Source organism: Pseudomonas sp. NBRC 111123 (assembly GCF_001320205.1).
GTDB classification, from domain to species: Bacteria; Pseudomonadota; Gammaproteobacteria; order Pseudomonadales; family Pseudomonadaceae; genus Aquipseudomonas; species Aquipseudomonas putida_J.
Genome location: NZ_BCAZ01000063.1, coordinates 15,666 through 29,623, shown reverse-complemented (window position 1 = coordinate 29,623; position 13,958 = coordinate 15,666). Strand labels below are relative to the sequence as shown.

Annotated in this window: 12 protein-coding genes; 6 read left to right on the top strand and 6 right to left on the bottom strand. The window is 63.7% G+C overall.

From position 1 onward, the window contains the following. Positions 1 to 183: 183 nt before the first annotated feature. From APH27_RS23490 to APH27_RS23480, 3 genes are all read left to right on the top strand, one after another. Positions 184 to 726: a WYL domain-containing protein gene (locus APH27_RS23490; RefSeq protein WP_027918541.1), complete on the top strand. Its 543-nt coding sequence runs from the start codon at positions 184 to 186 to the stop codon at positions 724 to 726. 98 nt (positions 727 to 824) lie between these two features. After that, positions 825 to 1,760: a cyclase family protein gene (locus APH27_RS23485; RefSeq protein ID WP_060486023.1), complete on the top strand. Its 936-nt coding sequence runs from the start codon at positions 825 to 827 to the stop codon at positions 1,758 to 1,760. A gap of 184 nt (positions 1,761 to 1,944) precedes the next feature. Continuing rightward, complete coding sequence (locus APH27_RS23480; RefSeq protein ID WP_256250703.1) at positions 1,945 to 3,396, top strand: catalase; 1,452 nt, start codon at positions 1,945 to 1,947, stop codon at positions 3,394 to 3,396. Here the strand turns inward: APH27_RS23480 and APH27_RS23475 are convergent. Then, complete coding sequence (locus APH27_RS23475; protein WP_060486022.1) at positions 3,365 to 4,411, bottom strand: AraC family transcriptional regulator; 1,047 nt, start codon at positions 4,409 to 4,411, stop codon at positions 3,365 to 3,367. The two genes, APH27_RS23480 and APH27_RS23475, sit on opposite strands and share 32 nt — an antisense overlap. A 168-nt stretch (positions 4,412 to 4,579) precedes the next feature. Here APH27_RS23475 and APH27_RS23470 point away from each other — a divergent pair, with 168 nt between their 5' ends. The 3 genes from APH27_RS23470 to APH27_RS23460 are packed head-to-tail and all read left to right on the top strand — an operon-like array spanning position 4,580 to position 7,219. After that, a complete protein-coding gene (locus APH27_RS23470) occupies positions 4,580 to 5,764 on the top strand; it encodes an acetyl-CoA C-acyltransferase family protein (RefSeq protein ID WP_027918538.1) in 1,185 nt (394 codons plus the stop codon). Positions 5,765 to 5,776: 12 nt separating this feature from the next. Next, a complete protein-coding gene (locus APH27_RS23465) occupies positions 5,777 to 6,625 on the top strand; it encodes a 3-hydroxybutyryl-CoA dehydrogenase (protein ID WP_060486021.1) in 849 nt (282 codons plus the stop codon). Between the two features lie 12 nt (positions 6,626 to 6,637). After that, a complete protein-coding gene (locus APH27_RS23460) occupies positions 6,638 to 7,219 on the top strand; it encodes a TetR/AcrR family transcriptional regulator (RefSeq protein ID WP_027918536.1) in 582 nt (193 codons plus the stop codon). A gap of 85 nt (positions 7,220 to 7,304) precedes the next feature. Here the strand turns inward: APH27_RS23460 and APH27_RS23455 are convergent, their stop codons facing one another. From APH27_RS23455 to APH27_RS23435, 5 genes are read right to left on the bottom strand one after another with little or no spacing between them, the layout of a single operon-like run. After that, on the bottom strand, positions 7,305 to 7,682 hold the full coding sequence (locus APH27_RS23455) for a response regulator (protein ID WP_023629509.1): 378 nt from the start codon (positions 7,680 to 7,682) through the stop codon (positions 7,305 to 7,307). Positions 7,683 to 7,726: 44 nt separating this feature from the next. Next, positions 7,727 to 8,953, bottom strand: a complete 1,227-nt coding sequence (locus tag APH27_RS23450) for a hybrid sensor histidine kinase/response regulator (protein WP_027918535.1) — start codon at positions 8,951 to 8,953, stop codon at positions 7,727 to 7,729. Then, positions 8,947 to 9,522 carry a chemotaxis protein CheB gene (locus APH27_RS23445; RefSeq protein WP_060486020.1) on the bottom strand — a complete coding sequence of 192 codons (576 nt, stop codon included), beginning with the start codon at positions 9,520 to 9,522 and terminating at the stop codon, positions 8,947 to 8,949. The genes APH27_RS23450 and APH27_RS23445 overlap by 7 nt, the downstream gene beginning before the upstream one ends. Next, positions 9,519 to 10,340, bottom strand: a complete 822-nt coding sequence (locus tag APH27_RS23440) for a protein-glutamate O-methyltransferase CheR (RefSeq protein ID WP_027918533.1) — start codon at positions 10,338 to 10,340, stop codon at positions 9,519 to 9,521. Before APH27_RS23440 ends, APH27_RS23445 begins: the two co-directional genes overlap by 4 nt. Then, the gene (locus tag APH27_RS23435; RefSeq protein WP_060486019.1) at positions 10,337 to 13,804 is read right to left on the bottom strand and encodes a response regulator; all 3,468 of its coding nucleotides are present in this window, start codon (positions 13,802 to 13,804) and stop codon (positions 10,337 to 10,339) included. The genes APH27_RS23440 and APH27_RS23435 overlap by 4 nt, the downstream gene beginning before the upstream one ends. Between the last annotated feature and the right edge of the window lie 154 nt (positions 13,805 to 13,958).

Genomic DNA, 13,958 nt, shown 5'->3' with positions numbered 1-13,958 from the left:
ACAGGCGCTTCAATTGCTATGGCGGTCACCCGGAGGCCTTGACACGGCACTTTCCTGGGATGCCTCCAACAACCGCCGATCTCGCTGAACTTGGATCCCATCCGCCGAAGGAGTATCCTGTCGCAATAGCTATATGCCATCACTCAGGCACGCTCCGTGCCTGGCCTTCAAGGACGAAGCCCCGTGCCCAGCCACCCGACCCGCCACACCATCGCCCGACAATGGCAGCTACTGAAACTGCTGCCCGACCGCCATCCCGGGATGAGCTCCACACAGTTGCAGGCCGCACTGGCCAGGGTCGGCCACAAGACCAGCAAACGTACCGTCGAGCGCGACCTCAATGAGTTGGCAACGCTGTTCCCGCTGCACTGCAACAGCAAGGGCATGCCCTATGGCTGGTACTGGCAGCCTGGCCTGAGCCTGGATGCCGCCCAACAGTTGCAGCCGGATGTACTCAGCCCTTCGCAACAGATCGAACTGCAAGCCTGGGTCGACGATGGCCTCGCCCGTCGCTTGGAAGACCAGCCACTCTCCGAAGACATGCGCCTGGCCCCCCACGACAATGGCGGCGCGATGCTCGCGGCCACGGTCGAAGACAGCCGGGCGCTGATGGGCTGGCTGCTCTCCCAGGCCGGCTCGATCCGGGTCAAGGCGCCAGAAACGCTGCGCGTGTCGATGGTCGAACAGCTGCGCCAGAGCCTGGCCCTGAACGACGACGGTTATTGACCGGCAGGCAAAAGTCATTGTCCCCCGGGCCGCTTTTTCCCCACCGCGGCCCTGCCCAGAATGCGCTCCTGACAACGCTTCACCTTCAGGAGAATTCGATGAACCGCTGCAAGCCCCTGCTGCTCGCTGCTGCCCTGGCGAGCACCGCCCAGGCCACCCTGGCCGCCGACTGGCAGGCCTCGCCTTATGGCAGGCAGGACGAGATCGGCGCCGCCAACCTGCTCACACCCGAGGTGGTGAAACAGGCCGTGAGCCTGGTCAAGACCGGCAAGACCTACCCCCTGGCAGTACCCGTCAGCAAAGACCTGCCGGCCTTCCGCCATCGCAGCTTCCACCTGTACAACATCCAGCCCGGTGAACAGGCCGGCCAGACTCTGGGCCGCAACAAATTTACCTTCAACGACGAACTGGTCAACGGCTGGACCGGCGTCGGCACGCAGCTCAACGGCATCGGCCATATCGGTATCGACAACGTCTACTACAACGGCAACAAGGCGGCCGATTTCGTCACCGTCGAAGGCGTGATCAAGCTGGGCGTGGAAAAGGTGCCGCCGATGGTCACCCGCGGCGTGGTGCTGGACATGACCGCCCACTACGGCAAGGCCATCGTCCCCGGTGGCACCGCGTTCAGTGTCGACGACATCAAGGCCGTGCTGAAGAACGAAGGCATCACCCTGCGCAAGGGCGATGTGGTGCTGTTCAACACCGGCTGGCTGGAGTTGATCGGCAAAGACAACCAGCAGTTCCTCGCCACCGAGCCTGGCATCGACCTGGCGGCCGCCGAGTGGCTGGCGGACCAGGGCATCGTCGCCTTCGGCGGGGATACCTGGGCTTCGGAGGTGTACCCGAATCCGACCGGTGAAGAATTCCCGGTCAACCAGTTCATGCTGGCCAAGCGAGGGATCTACAACCTGGAACTGATCGACACCCGCGCGTTGGTCAAAGACAAAGCCTTCGAGTTCCTGTTCGTGCTGGGGCAGCCGTTGTACAAGGGCTCGACCCAGGTCAACATCAACCCGGTGGCTATCCACTGACTCGAAGCAGTGAAACGTCATACAGCATGAGCCGTACAGCCTTACGGTGATGTACCTGCAGCTTGACTAGCATCGGCGCTCCCTTGATCAAGCGAGTGCCTTCACCATGCTTCTGACCCGCCCCAACTGCGCTGCGTTGACGCTGCTGTGCGCAACTGTTCTTGCGAGCCCTGCGCTGCTCGCCATGCCCCTGACCCGCGATAACGGCGCTGCAGTCGGTGACAACCAGCACTCCCAGACTGCCGGTGCCACTGGCCCGACCTTGCTGCAGGATGTGCAACTGATTCAGAAACTCCAGCGCTTCGACCGCGAACGCATCCCCGAACGCGTGGTGCACGCCCGCGGCACCGGCGCCCATGGCGAGTTCACCGCGTCCGAAGACTTGTCGGCGCTGACCATGGCGCCGCTGTTCACCCCCGGCGAGAAGACCCCGGTGTTCGTGCGCTTCTCGTCGGTGGTGCATGGCCTGCACTCGCCGGAAACCCTGCGCGACCCGCGAGGCTTCGCCACCCGCTTCTACACCTCGACGGGCAACTGGGACCTGGTGGGCAACAACTTCCCTACGTTCTTCATCCGCGACGCCATCAAGTTCCCGGACTTGGTCCATGCCTTCAAGCCCGACCCTCGCAACAACCTGGGCAATGATGCCCGGCGCTTCGACCTGCTCTCGCACATGCCGGAGGCCACCCGCACCCTGACCCTGCTGTACTCCAACGAAGGCACCCCTAAAAGCTATCGGCACATGGATGGCAACAGTGTGCATGCCTACAAGTTCGTCAATGCCAAAGGTGAACCCACCTACGTGAAGTTCCGCTGGAAGAGCCTGCAAGGCCAGGAAAACCTCGACCCCAAAGCTGTGGAGCAGATCCAGGGCAAAAGCTTCAGCCACATGACCGAGGACCTGGTAAGCGCCATTGCCCGTGGCGACTATCCCAAGTGGGACCTCTACATTCAGACCCTGCGACCAGAGCAGCTGGCAAGCTTCGACATCGACCCGCTGGACGCCACCAAGGTCTGGCCGCAAGTGCCTGAGCGTCGGGTGGGGCAGATGGTGCTCAATCGCAATGTCGGCAACTTCTTCCAGGAAACCGAACAGGTCGCCCTGGCGCCTTCCAACCTGATCAAGGGTATAGAGCCCTCCGAAGACCGCTTGCTGCAGGGCCGGCTCTTCTCCTATGCCGACACCCAGATGTACCGGGTCGGCGCCAACGCTGGCAGCCTGCCGATCAACCAGCCGCGAGCGGCCGTCAACAATGGCAACCAGGATGGCGCACTCAACCCCAACCGCACCCGTGACATGGTCAACTACCAGCCCAGCCGCCTGCAGCCACGCAGCACCACCGAGTCTGCGCGCTACACCCAGCTGGCCTTGAGCGGCACGACCCAGCAACAGGGCATCACCCGCGAACAGAACTTCAAGCAGGCCGGTGACCTTTACCGCGCTTACTCGAAAAGCGAGCAGCACGACCTGGTCAACAGCTTTGGCCAATCTTTGGCTGTTGCCGATGAGCAGAGCAAGCACATCATGCTGTCGTTCCTTTACAAGGCCGATGCCGAGTACGGGACGAGGGTTGCAAAAATTGCAAAGGGTGACTTGAAACGGGTCAAGGCGCTGGCAGCCGACCTGCAAGACTGAGGTTGGCAAGCCCGGCCAACCTGGCCCGATAGCTGCCCGGGCTCTGCCCGGTCCACTTCTTGAATGCCCGGTGAAACGCACTGGGCTCCTGGAAGCCGGCCTGCTCGGCAATCTCGGCGATGCTCAACGTGCCTTCGCGCAAATGCTCGAAGGCCATCGCGCGGCGGACTTCATCCTTGATCTGCTGATACGACCGCCCTTCACGCTCCAGCTGGCGGCGGAAAGTACTGGCACTGATCCCCTGCTGCTCGGCCATGGCCGCCAAGGTCGGCCATTGCCCATAACGGCGGGCGCGCAAATGCCGATAGACCTCGGCAACCAGGCCATTCTGATTGCGAAAGCGGATCACCAGGCCCTGTGGCGCACTGCGCAGGAAGGTTTTCAGGCCCGCCAGGTCCTGCACCACCGGCAAGCGCAGCCAGGCACTGTCGAACTCGACCTCGGTGCGCCCGCTACCCAGGCGCAGGTCAGGCCCCCACAACAACGGGTCATCGTCCTGGGCCGGGCGTGCCACCGCCAGTTCGGTGCGATCAATGGCGATGCGCCGCCCGGCCAGCCAGCACAGCAGGCCGATCATCAGCACCAGGTAGGTTTCCTCGGCGTACACCCGAGTCAGCGGGTCGGCGATCGCCGACTGAACACTGATCACCGCACGTCCACCGCGCAACGTGAGGTTTCCGCGCAGGTCGCGCAGGAACAGGGCGAAACTGCTCATGCACTGGCGCAGGGCTTTTTCCAGGTTCGGTTCCTGGATCAAGCCACGGCAGATCAGGGCAAAGCTGCCCAGCGGCATGCCATGGCTGTCGAGGCGAAAGAACTCATCGTCCAGCAGCTCGATCAGCTCCAGCCACAATCGCGCGAATGCCTTGGCCGGCACCCGTGCCTGGGGCTGACCGAGCACGGCCGGGTCGATGCCCACGCCGCGCAGCCGCCCCTCGAGCACCTCGGGCTGCTCGCGCAAGGCATGCAGCATGGCATTGAGAAAGTACACCGCGACCGAATCGCTATCGCGCATGGCGGAATTCACTGTCTATGCTGAGTGGCAAAAAATGCCAGGTTGACTGAACAGATCCGGCATAGGCTGCAAGGGAGCCTTTGCCTAGACTCGGACCCACCTCGGGATCGCCGGCCATTCTCGCAGAGCCTGGCCTGCTCCCGCCATGCCTTCGCAATCGGAGCCTCTATGAGCAGCGCAGAAATCTATGTCGTCAGTGCCGTCCGTACCGCCATCGGTGGTTTCGGTGGTGCCCTCAAGGACCTGCCACTGGCCGATCTGGCCACCGCCGTGACCCGCGCCGCCATCGAACGTTCGGGCGTGTCTGCCGAGCAGATCGGCCATGTGGTAATGGCCAACGTCATCCCTACCGAAGCACGCGACGCCTACCTGTCGCGGGTGGCGGCCATGAACGCCGGCATCCCCAAGGAAACCCCGGCCTTCAACGTCAACCGCCTGTGCGGTTCGGGCCTGCAGGCCATCGTCTCGGCCGCGCAGTGCCTGCTGCTGGGTGACGCCGAAGTGGCCCTGGCCGCCGGTGCCGAGTCCATGAGCCGTGGCCCGTACCTGCTGCCACAGGCTCGCTGGGGCGCGCGCATGGGGGATCTGCAAGGCATCGACTACACCGTCGGCGTTTTGCACGACCCGTTCGAGCACTTCCACATGGGCATCACCGCGGAAAATGTTGCCGCCCAGCAGGGCATCAGCCGCGAAATGCAGGACGAACTGGCCCTGACCAGCCAGCGCCGCGCCGCCCGTGCCCAGGCCGAAGGCCGCTTCGACAGCCAGATCGTGCCGATTGAACTGAAAACCCGCAAAGGCACCGTGCAGTTCGCCGTCGACGAGCACGTGCGTGCCGATGTGACGGCCGAGCAGCTGGCCGGCATGAAAACCGTGTTCAAGAAGGACGGTACCGTCACCGCCGGCAACGCCAGCGGCATCAACGATGGCGCCGCCGGCCTGGTGCTGGCCACCGGTGACGCCGTGCGCCGCCTGGGCCTGAAGCCACTGGCGCGGCTGGTGGCCTACGCCCACGCTGGCGTCGAGCCGGAACTGATGGGCCTTGGCCCGATCCCGGCGACCCGCAAGGTGCTGGAAAAGGCCGGCTTGAGCGTCAACGACCTGGACGTGATCGAGTCCAACGAAGCGTTCGCCGCCCAAGCCTGCGCCGTGGCCCGCGAACTCGGCTTCGATCCGGAGAAAGTCAACCCGAACGGCTCGGGCATTTCCCTCGGCCACCCGGTCGGTGCCACCGGGGCGATCATCGCCACCAAGGCCATCCACGAACTGCAGCGCATCCAGGGCCGCTACGCGCTGGCCACCATGTGCATCGGTGGCGGCCAGGGCATTGCCGTGGTCTTCGAGCGCGTCTGAGGGGGCTGAAACATGACGATTGAACAGATTGCCGTGATTGGCGCCGGCACCATGGGCAACGGTATCGCCCAAGTGTGCGCGGTGGCCGGCTACCAGGTCCTGCTGGTAGACGTCTCCGACGCCGCGCTGGAGCGTGGCGTGGCCACCTTGAGCAAGAACCTGGAGCGCCAGGTGAGCAAGGGCACGCTCGACGCCGAGCGCGCCGAAGCGGCAAAAACCCGCATCCGCACCAGCACCGACTACGCCCAACTGGGTAGCGCGCAGCTGGTGATCGAAGCCGCCACCGAGAGCCTGCAGCTCAAGCAGCGCATTCTTCAGCAGGTGGCGGCCAACGTCGCGGCCGACTGCCTGATCGCCACCAACACTTCGTCGCTGTCGGTGACCCAGCTGGCAGCCAGCATCGAGCACCCGCAGCGCTTCATTGGCGTGCACTTCTTCAACCCGGTGCCGATGATGGCCCTGGTCGAAATCATCCGCGGCCTTCAGACCAGCGACAGCACCTATGCCCAGGCGCTGGTGGTCACTGAAAAGCTTGGCAAGACGCCGATCACCGCCGGCAACCGCCCAGGCTTCGTGGTCAACCGCATCCTGGTGCCGATGATCAACGAAGCGATCTTCGTGCGCCAGGAAGGCCTGGCCAGTGCCGAGGACATCGACACCGGCATGCGCCTAGGCTGCAACCAGCCGATCGGCCCGCTGGCCCTGGCCGACCTCATCGGCCTGGACACCCTGCTGGCAATCATGGAGGCCTTCCATGAAGGCTTCAGCGACAGCAAGTACCGCCCTGCCCCGCTGCTCAAGGAAATGGTCGCGGCCGGATGGCTGGGGCGCAAGAGCGGCCGTGGTTTCTTCACCTACTGAGGAGTGCACGCCATGCCCCCGGTCAATGCCGCCATGCGCTGTGCCAACTTCGAGGAGCGACGTGACCGGGCCATGGCACTGTTCGCCGAAAAGGGCTTTGGCCAGGTCAGCATGCGCGAGCTGGCAGCGCATGTGGGCCTGACCGCCGGCTCCCTGTATCACCATTTCCCCAGCAAGCAGGACCTGCTGTTCGACCTGATCGAGGAGTTGTACGAAGAGCTGCAGGCGACCCTGGAACAGGGACGGCGGGCAATGGCACGTGGGGGGTCGGCGTTGAACTGCCTGATTGCCGCGCACTGGCAGTTGCATGCCGAGCGGCCCATGCAGTTTCGCCTGGCCGAACGCGACTTGTGCTGCTTGAGCGAGCAGCAGCAGGTGCACCTGGGGTTGCTGCGCAAGCGCTATGAAGCGGGGTTGCTGCGCCTGATCGCGCCGCGGGCGACTTTGCAGGGGGAAGCACTGGTGGCGACGGCGCATGTCGTGGCGACCTTGCTCAACCAGTTGCCGGGGATGCTCAAGGGCTTGCCTGAGCAACAAGGGCTCGGGTTGATGGAGAGCCTGTTGGTCGGCGGGATCGAGCGGACCCTAACGTAACGCACGGTCATTTCAGGCGCGGCCTTGCGTGGCCCTTTCGCCACACAAGGCCGCTCCCACGAAGATATCGCTCTGCCTGCAGCAGTCAGCGCAGCAGCGCCTGGATCTGCTCGTGCAGGGTGTCGAGGTCGAACGGCTTGGCCAGGATCGGTGCCTTGCGGGCGATCGGGCTGCCGGACTCAAGGATTTCCGCCGGGTAGCCGCTGATGAAGATCACCTTCAGGTCCGGCCGCAGCTTCACCGCAGGCTCGGCGATTTCCACCCCGGAAATGCCACCCGGCAAGCGGAAATCGGTCACCATCAGGTCCAGGTGCGGCTTGCTCGCCAGGATGGCAAACGCCTGCTCACCGTCTTCAGCCACCAGCACGTGGTAGCCCTCACCCGCCAGGTAATCGCGCAGGATCATCCGGATCGCCGGTTCATCCTCGACCACCAGTACTACATCTTGTGCATCTTCACTCATGATAACGCCTTGAAATTCATACAGTTGGCCATCTGACCCCAGGCTTACGCGGAGGTTGCCCGCAGCTGGTCGTTTTGTTCGGTTTCGCCCGCCAGCGGCAGTTGCAGGCTGAACGTGGCACCCTTGCCCTCCTCGCTTTGCACCTCCAGACGCCCGCCATGGGCATGGACGATCTGCTCGGAGATATACAACCCCAGCCCCAGCCCGGCGCTAGCCTGCTGGGTGGCCACGCGCTCGAACTGCTGGAAGATACGTTGCTGGTTGGCAGCGCTGATACCGATCCCGTGGTCCTGCACCTGCACCCAGGCCATGCCGCCCTGCTCGAACACCCGCACCTGCACCGGCTGGCGCTCGCCATAGCGCAAAGCGTTGGACAACAGGTTGGCCAGCACTTGCTCAATGCGAAATTCGTCCCACTCGCCCTGCAAGGGCTCACAGCGCTGCAGCTCGATGTGCGTCTGCAAGGCCGTGGCCTGGGCCGCGAAGTTCTCCACCAGGCCGCGTACCAGCTGGCTCAGGTCGAACGCCTTGGGCCGCAGTGACAACTTGCCGGTGCGGATGCGCGACACATCGAGCATGTCCTCGATCAGGCGGATCAGGCTGTTGATCTGGCGCTCGTCACGCTCGACCATGGCCTGCAGCTTGTCGGGGCTGAACGCGTCGTGATTGCTGCGCGCCAGGTGCATCTTGCGCAACTGGGCTTCCAGGATCAGGCCATTGAGCGGCGTGCGTACTTCATGGGCAACGATCGACATGAAGTCGTCGCGCATGCGCACCGCATGCTCCAGCTCGCCACGCGCCACTTGCAGCTGGGCCAGCAGCAACTCCTGCTCCTGGCGGCTGCGCTCAAGCGCCTGCAACTGGCGATCCAGCACCTTGCGCTGGCGATACAGGTCGACGAACACCGACACCTTGCTCTTCACCGCCACGGTGTCGAGGGGCTTGTGCAGGAAGTCCACGGCGCCGCTCTCGTAGCCCTTGAAGGCATAGTTCATTTCGCGCCCGGCAGCGGTGACGAAGACGATCGGAATGTTGCGGGTCTTCTCCGTGCCACGCATCAGTTCGGCCAGCTCGAAGCCGTTCATGCCTGGCATCTGCACGTCGAGAATGGCCAGGGCGAACTCGTGCTCGAGCAACAGCGACAAGGCCGCTTCCGCCGACTGCGCCTGGTGCACCTCGCGGTCTTCACCCTGGATCAGGGCGGCGAGGGCCAGCAGGTTTTCCGGCAGGTCGTCGACGATCAGCAGTTTGGCAGTGGTGAGGCTTAGCATGCGCTGGGTTCCAGGGTAGCGAGCAATTGCCCGATACCGCTCAGAGAAAGGATAAGGTCAGGCGTGTGCAGGGCCAGGGCGGCCTCCGGCATCAGCGCCACCTGTGCGTCACGGGGGTCCTGGACCACGGTCCGGCCGCCGCTGTTCTTGATGTAGGCAAGCCCTTCGGCGCCATCTTCGTTGGCCCCGGTGAGCAGCACGCCGAGCAGCCCGGGGCCATAGGCATCGGCCGCCGAGGTAAAGAGAAAATCGATGGCCGGGCGCGAGAAATGCACCGGTTCTTCCTGGCTCAGTGACAGGCTGAGGTCGGCTTCCACCGACAAGTGATAGCCCGGCCCGGCCACGTAGATCTGCCCTGGGACAATGGCATCCTTGTCACAGGCCTGGCGCACCGGCCGCTGCAAGCGCCGTTGCAGCACCTCGGCCAGCTGGCTGTGGCGGTCGTCAGGCAGGTGCAGCACGCACAGCACCGGAATGGCGAAACCGGCAGGCAACGCACCGAGCACCGCGAACAGTGCCGTAACGCCGCCCGCCGAGGCGCCGATGACCACCGCGCGCACGCCGTTCATGATTTGCGGAAGATCCGTTCGGGTTTGACCAACGGCTCGAAACGCTCGCTATAGGCGGAAAAATCCACCGATTCCTTGCTGCCCAGCACCAGGAAACCACGGTGGCAGAGGGACTCGTGGAACAGGCCGAGGGCACGGTCCTGCAGTTCCTTGTTGAAGTAGATCAGCACGTTGCGGCAGGACACCAGCTGGGTTTCCGAGAACACACTGTCGGTGGCCAGGCTGTGGTCGGCAAAGGTCACGTTTTCGCGCAGGCTGCCGTCCATGATGGCGTTGCCGTAGGCGGCGGTGTAGTACTCGGCAAAGTCGCGGCGCCCGCCGGCCAGGCGGTAGTTTTCTTCGTACTCGCGCATGCTCTGCATCGAGTAGATACCCTGCTTGGCGCGGTCCAGCGAATGTGGGTTGATGTCGGTGGCATAAATGATGGTGCGTTCGAGCAGGCCCTCCTCGCGCAGCAGGATGGCCATCGAATACACCTCTTCACCGGTGCTGCAACCGGCAATCCACACCTTGATCGATGGCCAGGTGTGCAGCAGCGGCACCACTTCCTGGCGCAGCGCGAGGAAGTGGCCGGGGTCGCGGAACATCTCGCTGACCGGGATCGTCAGGTACTGCAGCAGCTGCATGAACATGCCCGGGTCGTGCAGCACCCGCTCCTGCAGCGCCGACACTGTAAGGCAGTCGAACTGGCGGAGCGCATGCAGGACCCGGCGCTTGATCGACGCGCCGGAGTAGTTGCGAAAATCGTAGCTGTACTTGAGGTAGATCGCCTCGATCAGCAGCCGGATCTCGATGTCGGTGTTGCGCTCGCTAGTCAAATTCGCTCCAGTTGCGGTAGCCACACACGGATCAACGAGAACAGGCGGTCCAGGTCGATCGGTTTGGCCAGGTAATCATTGGCGCCGGCCTGCAGGCAACGCTGCTGGTCGTCCTTCATCGCCTTGGCAGTCACGGCGATGATCGGCAGCTTGCGCCAGCGCGGCTGCTGACGGATCAGGCGGGTGGCCTCGAAGCCGTCCATCTCCGGCATCATCACGTCCATCAGCACCAGGTCGATGTCATCGTGCTGCTCCAGGCGCTCGATGGCTTCGCGCCCGTTGCGGCCGATCTCGACGATCGCGCCCTTGTGCTCCAGGGCACTGGTCAGGGCGAAGATGTTACGCACATCGTCGTCTACCAGCAGCACCTTGCGCCCTTCGAAGACCTTGTCGCGGCTGCGCGCGGTCTTGAGCATGCGCTGGCGTTCATGGGACAGCTGCGATTCCACTTTGTGCAGGAACAGCGTCACTTCATCGAGCAGGCGCTCTGGCGAGCGCGCGCCCTTGATGATGATCGAGCGCGAATACTTGAGCAGGTCGGCCTCCTCCTCGCGGGTGAGGTTGCGCCCGGTGTAGACGATCACCGGCGGGAACGAGCGGATATCCTCGGCGGTCATGCGCTTGAGCAACTCGTTGCCGAGCATGTCGGGCAGCTTGAGGTCGATGATCATGCAGTCGTAGATATTTTCGCGCAGCAGCGCCAGGGCGTCCTGGGCCATGGCCACGGCAGTGATCTCGACATCATCGTCGCCGATCAGGCGGGCGATGCTCTCGCGCTGCAGGTCGTCGTCTTCCACCAGCAGGATGTGCTTGAGCTTCTGGGTCAGCTTGGCTTCCAGGCGGGCGAAGACTTCCTTGAGCTCCTCACGGCTGGTTGGCTTGACCGCATAGCCCACCGCGCCCATGTGCATGGCCGCCTCTACCCGGTCTTCCACCGAGATGATGTGCACCGGGATATGCCGGGTGGCGGCCTGCTCCTTGAGGCGCTGCAGCACGGTCAGCCCGGAATGGTCGGGCAGGCGCATGTCCAGCAGGATGGCGTCGGGAATGTACTGTTCGGCCAGCTCGAAGCCCTCATCGGCGCACGGCGCCACCAGGCAGCTGTAACCCAGTTCGTGCGCCAGGTCGTAGAGAATGCGGGCGAAATTGGGCTCGTCTTCGACCACCAGGATGCAGCGGTTGCCAAACGGGGCGCGCTCGCGGTCATCACTGAAAGCCGGCGCCGGGCGCTTGGACACTGCAGGCGCGGCAATCGACGGCGCCGGCGGCAAGCTGTCGACCGCGGGCCGCAGGCTGAGCGCTTCGATCTCCTCACCCTGCGACTCGTAGCGCTCGGGCATGAACAGGCTGAACACACTGCCCTGTCCGGGGCTGCTGTCGACGGTGATCTGCCCACCAAGCAGATGCGCCAGGTCGCGCGAGATCGACAGGCCCAGGCCGGTGCCGCCGTAGCGGCGGTTGCTGGTGCCATCGACCTGGTGGAAGGCGCCGAAAATCGCCTGCTGCTGGTCGGCGGCAATGCCGATGCCACTGTCGCGCACCGAGAAGATGATGCCACTGCCGGCCTGGTAGCCGATGTTCAGGCTCACCTGGCCACGCTCGGTGAACTTGATGGCGTTGGACAGCAGGTTCTTGAGAATCTGCTCCAGGCGCTGGCGGTCGGTGAACAAAGTGGCTGGCACCTGTGCTTCGACCGTGACGTCAAAGCCCAGGCCCTTGTGCTCGGCCAGCGGCAGGAACATGCCGCGCAGGCCTTCGACCAGGCGCTCGAGCTGTGTGCTTTCGGGGCGCACTTCGAGCTTGCCGGCCTCGACCTTGGCGATGTCGAGAATGTCGTTGATCAGGTTCAGCAAGTCGTTGCCAGCGGAATAGATGGATTCGGCGAACTTGACCTGCTCGGCACTGAGGTTGCCCTCGCCGTTCTCGGCCAGCAGCTTGGCCAGGATCAGCGAGCTGTTGAGCGGTGTGCGCAGCTCGTGGGACATGTTGGCGAGGAATTCGGACTTGTACTTGCTCGAGCGCTGCAGGTCGTCGGCACGGGCCTGCAGTTCTTCCTGAGCCTGGCTGAGTTCGTCGTTCTTGCGGTCCAGGGCGTCGGTGCGTTCGGACAACTGTTCGTTGGTCTGTTCAAGTTCCGCCTGCTGGGTTTCCAGATGCGCCTGGGACTCCTTGAGCACCCGCGATTGCTCTTCGAGTTCTTCGTTGGCGGTCTTGAGTTCTTCCTGCTGCACCTGCAGTTCTTCGTTGAGTTGCTGGGTTTCGGCCAGCACTTCCTGCAGGCGTTGGCGGTAGCGGGCGCTTTCGATGGAGGTGCCGAGGTTTTCACTCACCCGCTCCATCAGCTCGTCGTCGCGGTCCTGCAGCGGACGCAGAAAACCGAGTTCGAGCACGCCGTTGATCTGCCCGTCGTTACGCGCAGGCATCAGCAAGGCCCCACGCGGCAGGCCGTCGCCAAGGCCCGAGCTGAGCCGGTAGTAATCCTGCGGCAGGTCGTCCAGGCGCAACAGGCGCCCTTCGCGCACGGCCTGGGCCAGCAAACCATCGTGGTCACCCAGCACCTGCTGGCGGGCCTGTTCTTCGCTGCTCAGGCCATAGCTGGCCACCCGCACCAGGCGGCCATGTTCGTCGCGCACGTAGAGCGCACCGACCACACTGCCCAGGTAGCTGGCGAAGAAGCGCAGGATATTGTCGCCAAGCATTGGCAAGGTCAGCTGGCCCAGCACCTGCTCGGCCAGTTGCGTCTGACCATTGCGCAGCCAGGCCTGGCGCTCCAGGCGCTCGGCGGCGCGCTGCTGAGCCTGAAGGTTTTCGGTGTAGCTGGCCGACAGTGCCAACAGGTCACGGCGGCCAAGGTAGGCGAGCAAGGCGCTGAGGCCGACAATCAATAGCACAAACACGGAAATGGCAGTGACGGTGACCGTGCTGACCTTCTCGGTGCGCGCCATGCGCAACTGTTGTTCGGTGGCGATCAGGCCGTCGAACTCCTTGCGTATTTCGTCGGTGATGCGCTTACCACGGCCATTGCCGACCGAGGCGCGGTAGTCGCCACCGCCGCGGCGCTGGCTGATCATCTCGCCACCAAAGTCGTTCCAGGCGCTCTGCAGGGCGATCAGCCGGTCGATCCGGTCGACCTGCTGCGGGTTGTCTTCGACCATCACGCGCAGGCTCTGCAGGCTGCTGAAGATGCGCGGCTTGGCCACCTCGTAAGGGTCGAGGAAGCGTTCCTCACCGGTGATCAGAAAACCGCGCATGCCGGTTTCCATGTCGATCGACAGCTTGACCGTTTCGTTGGCATTGCCGATCACCCGATCGGTGTGCTCGACCCATTGCATGGCCGAAAGCAGGTAGTTGATCACCGCGACAAAGGCCACGGCGCCAAGCAGGCCTACTCCAAGGGGTAAGCCGATATTGCGGCTCAACAGCTTGCGGAAGCTTTGCTGGTCCATCGAGGCTGCTTGAATCATCTGAAAACGCCCGCGCGAAAAAAGTCCATTGAAAAGTGTGGCGGCTAAAGCCTGTTATTGTCTGCCGCTGCGCTCACCGGTCAACAGGCGAGTCTAACCCGCTTGGGCGGCTTCGGCAGGGCATTTAGCCAGTATTTGAAGGCAGAGTGTGAGA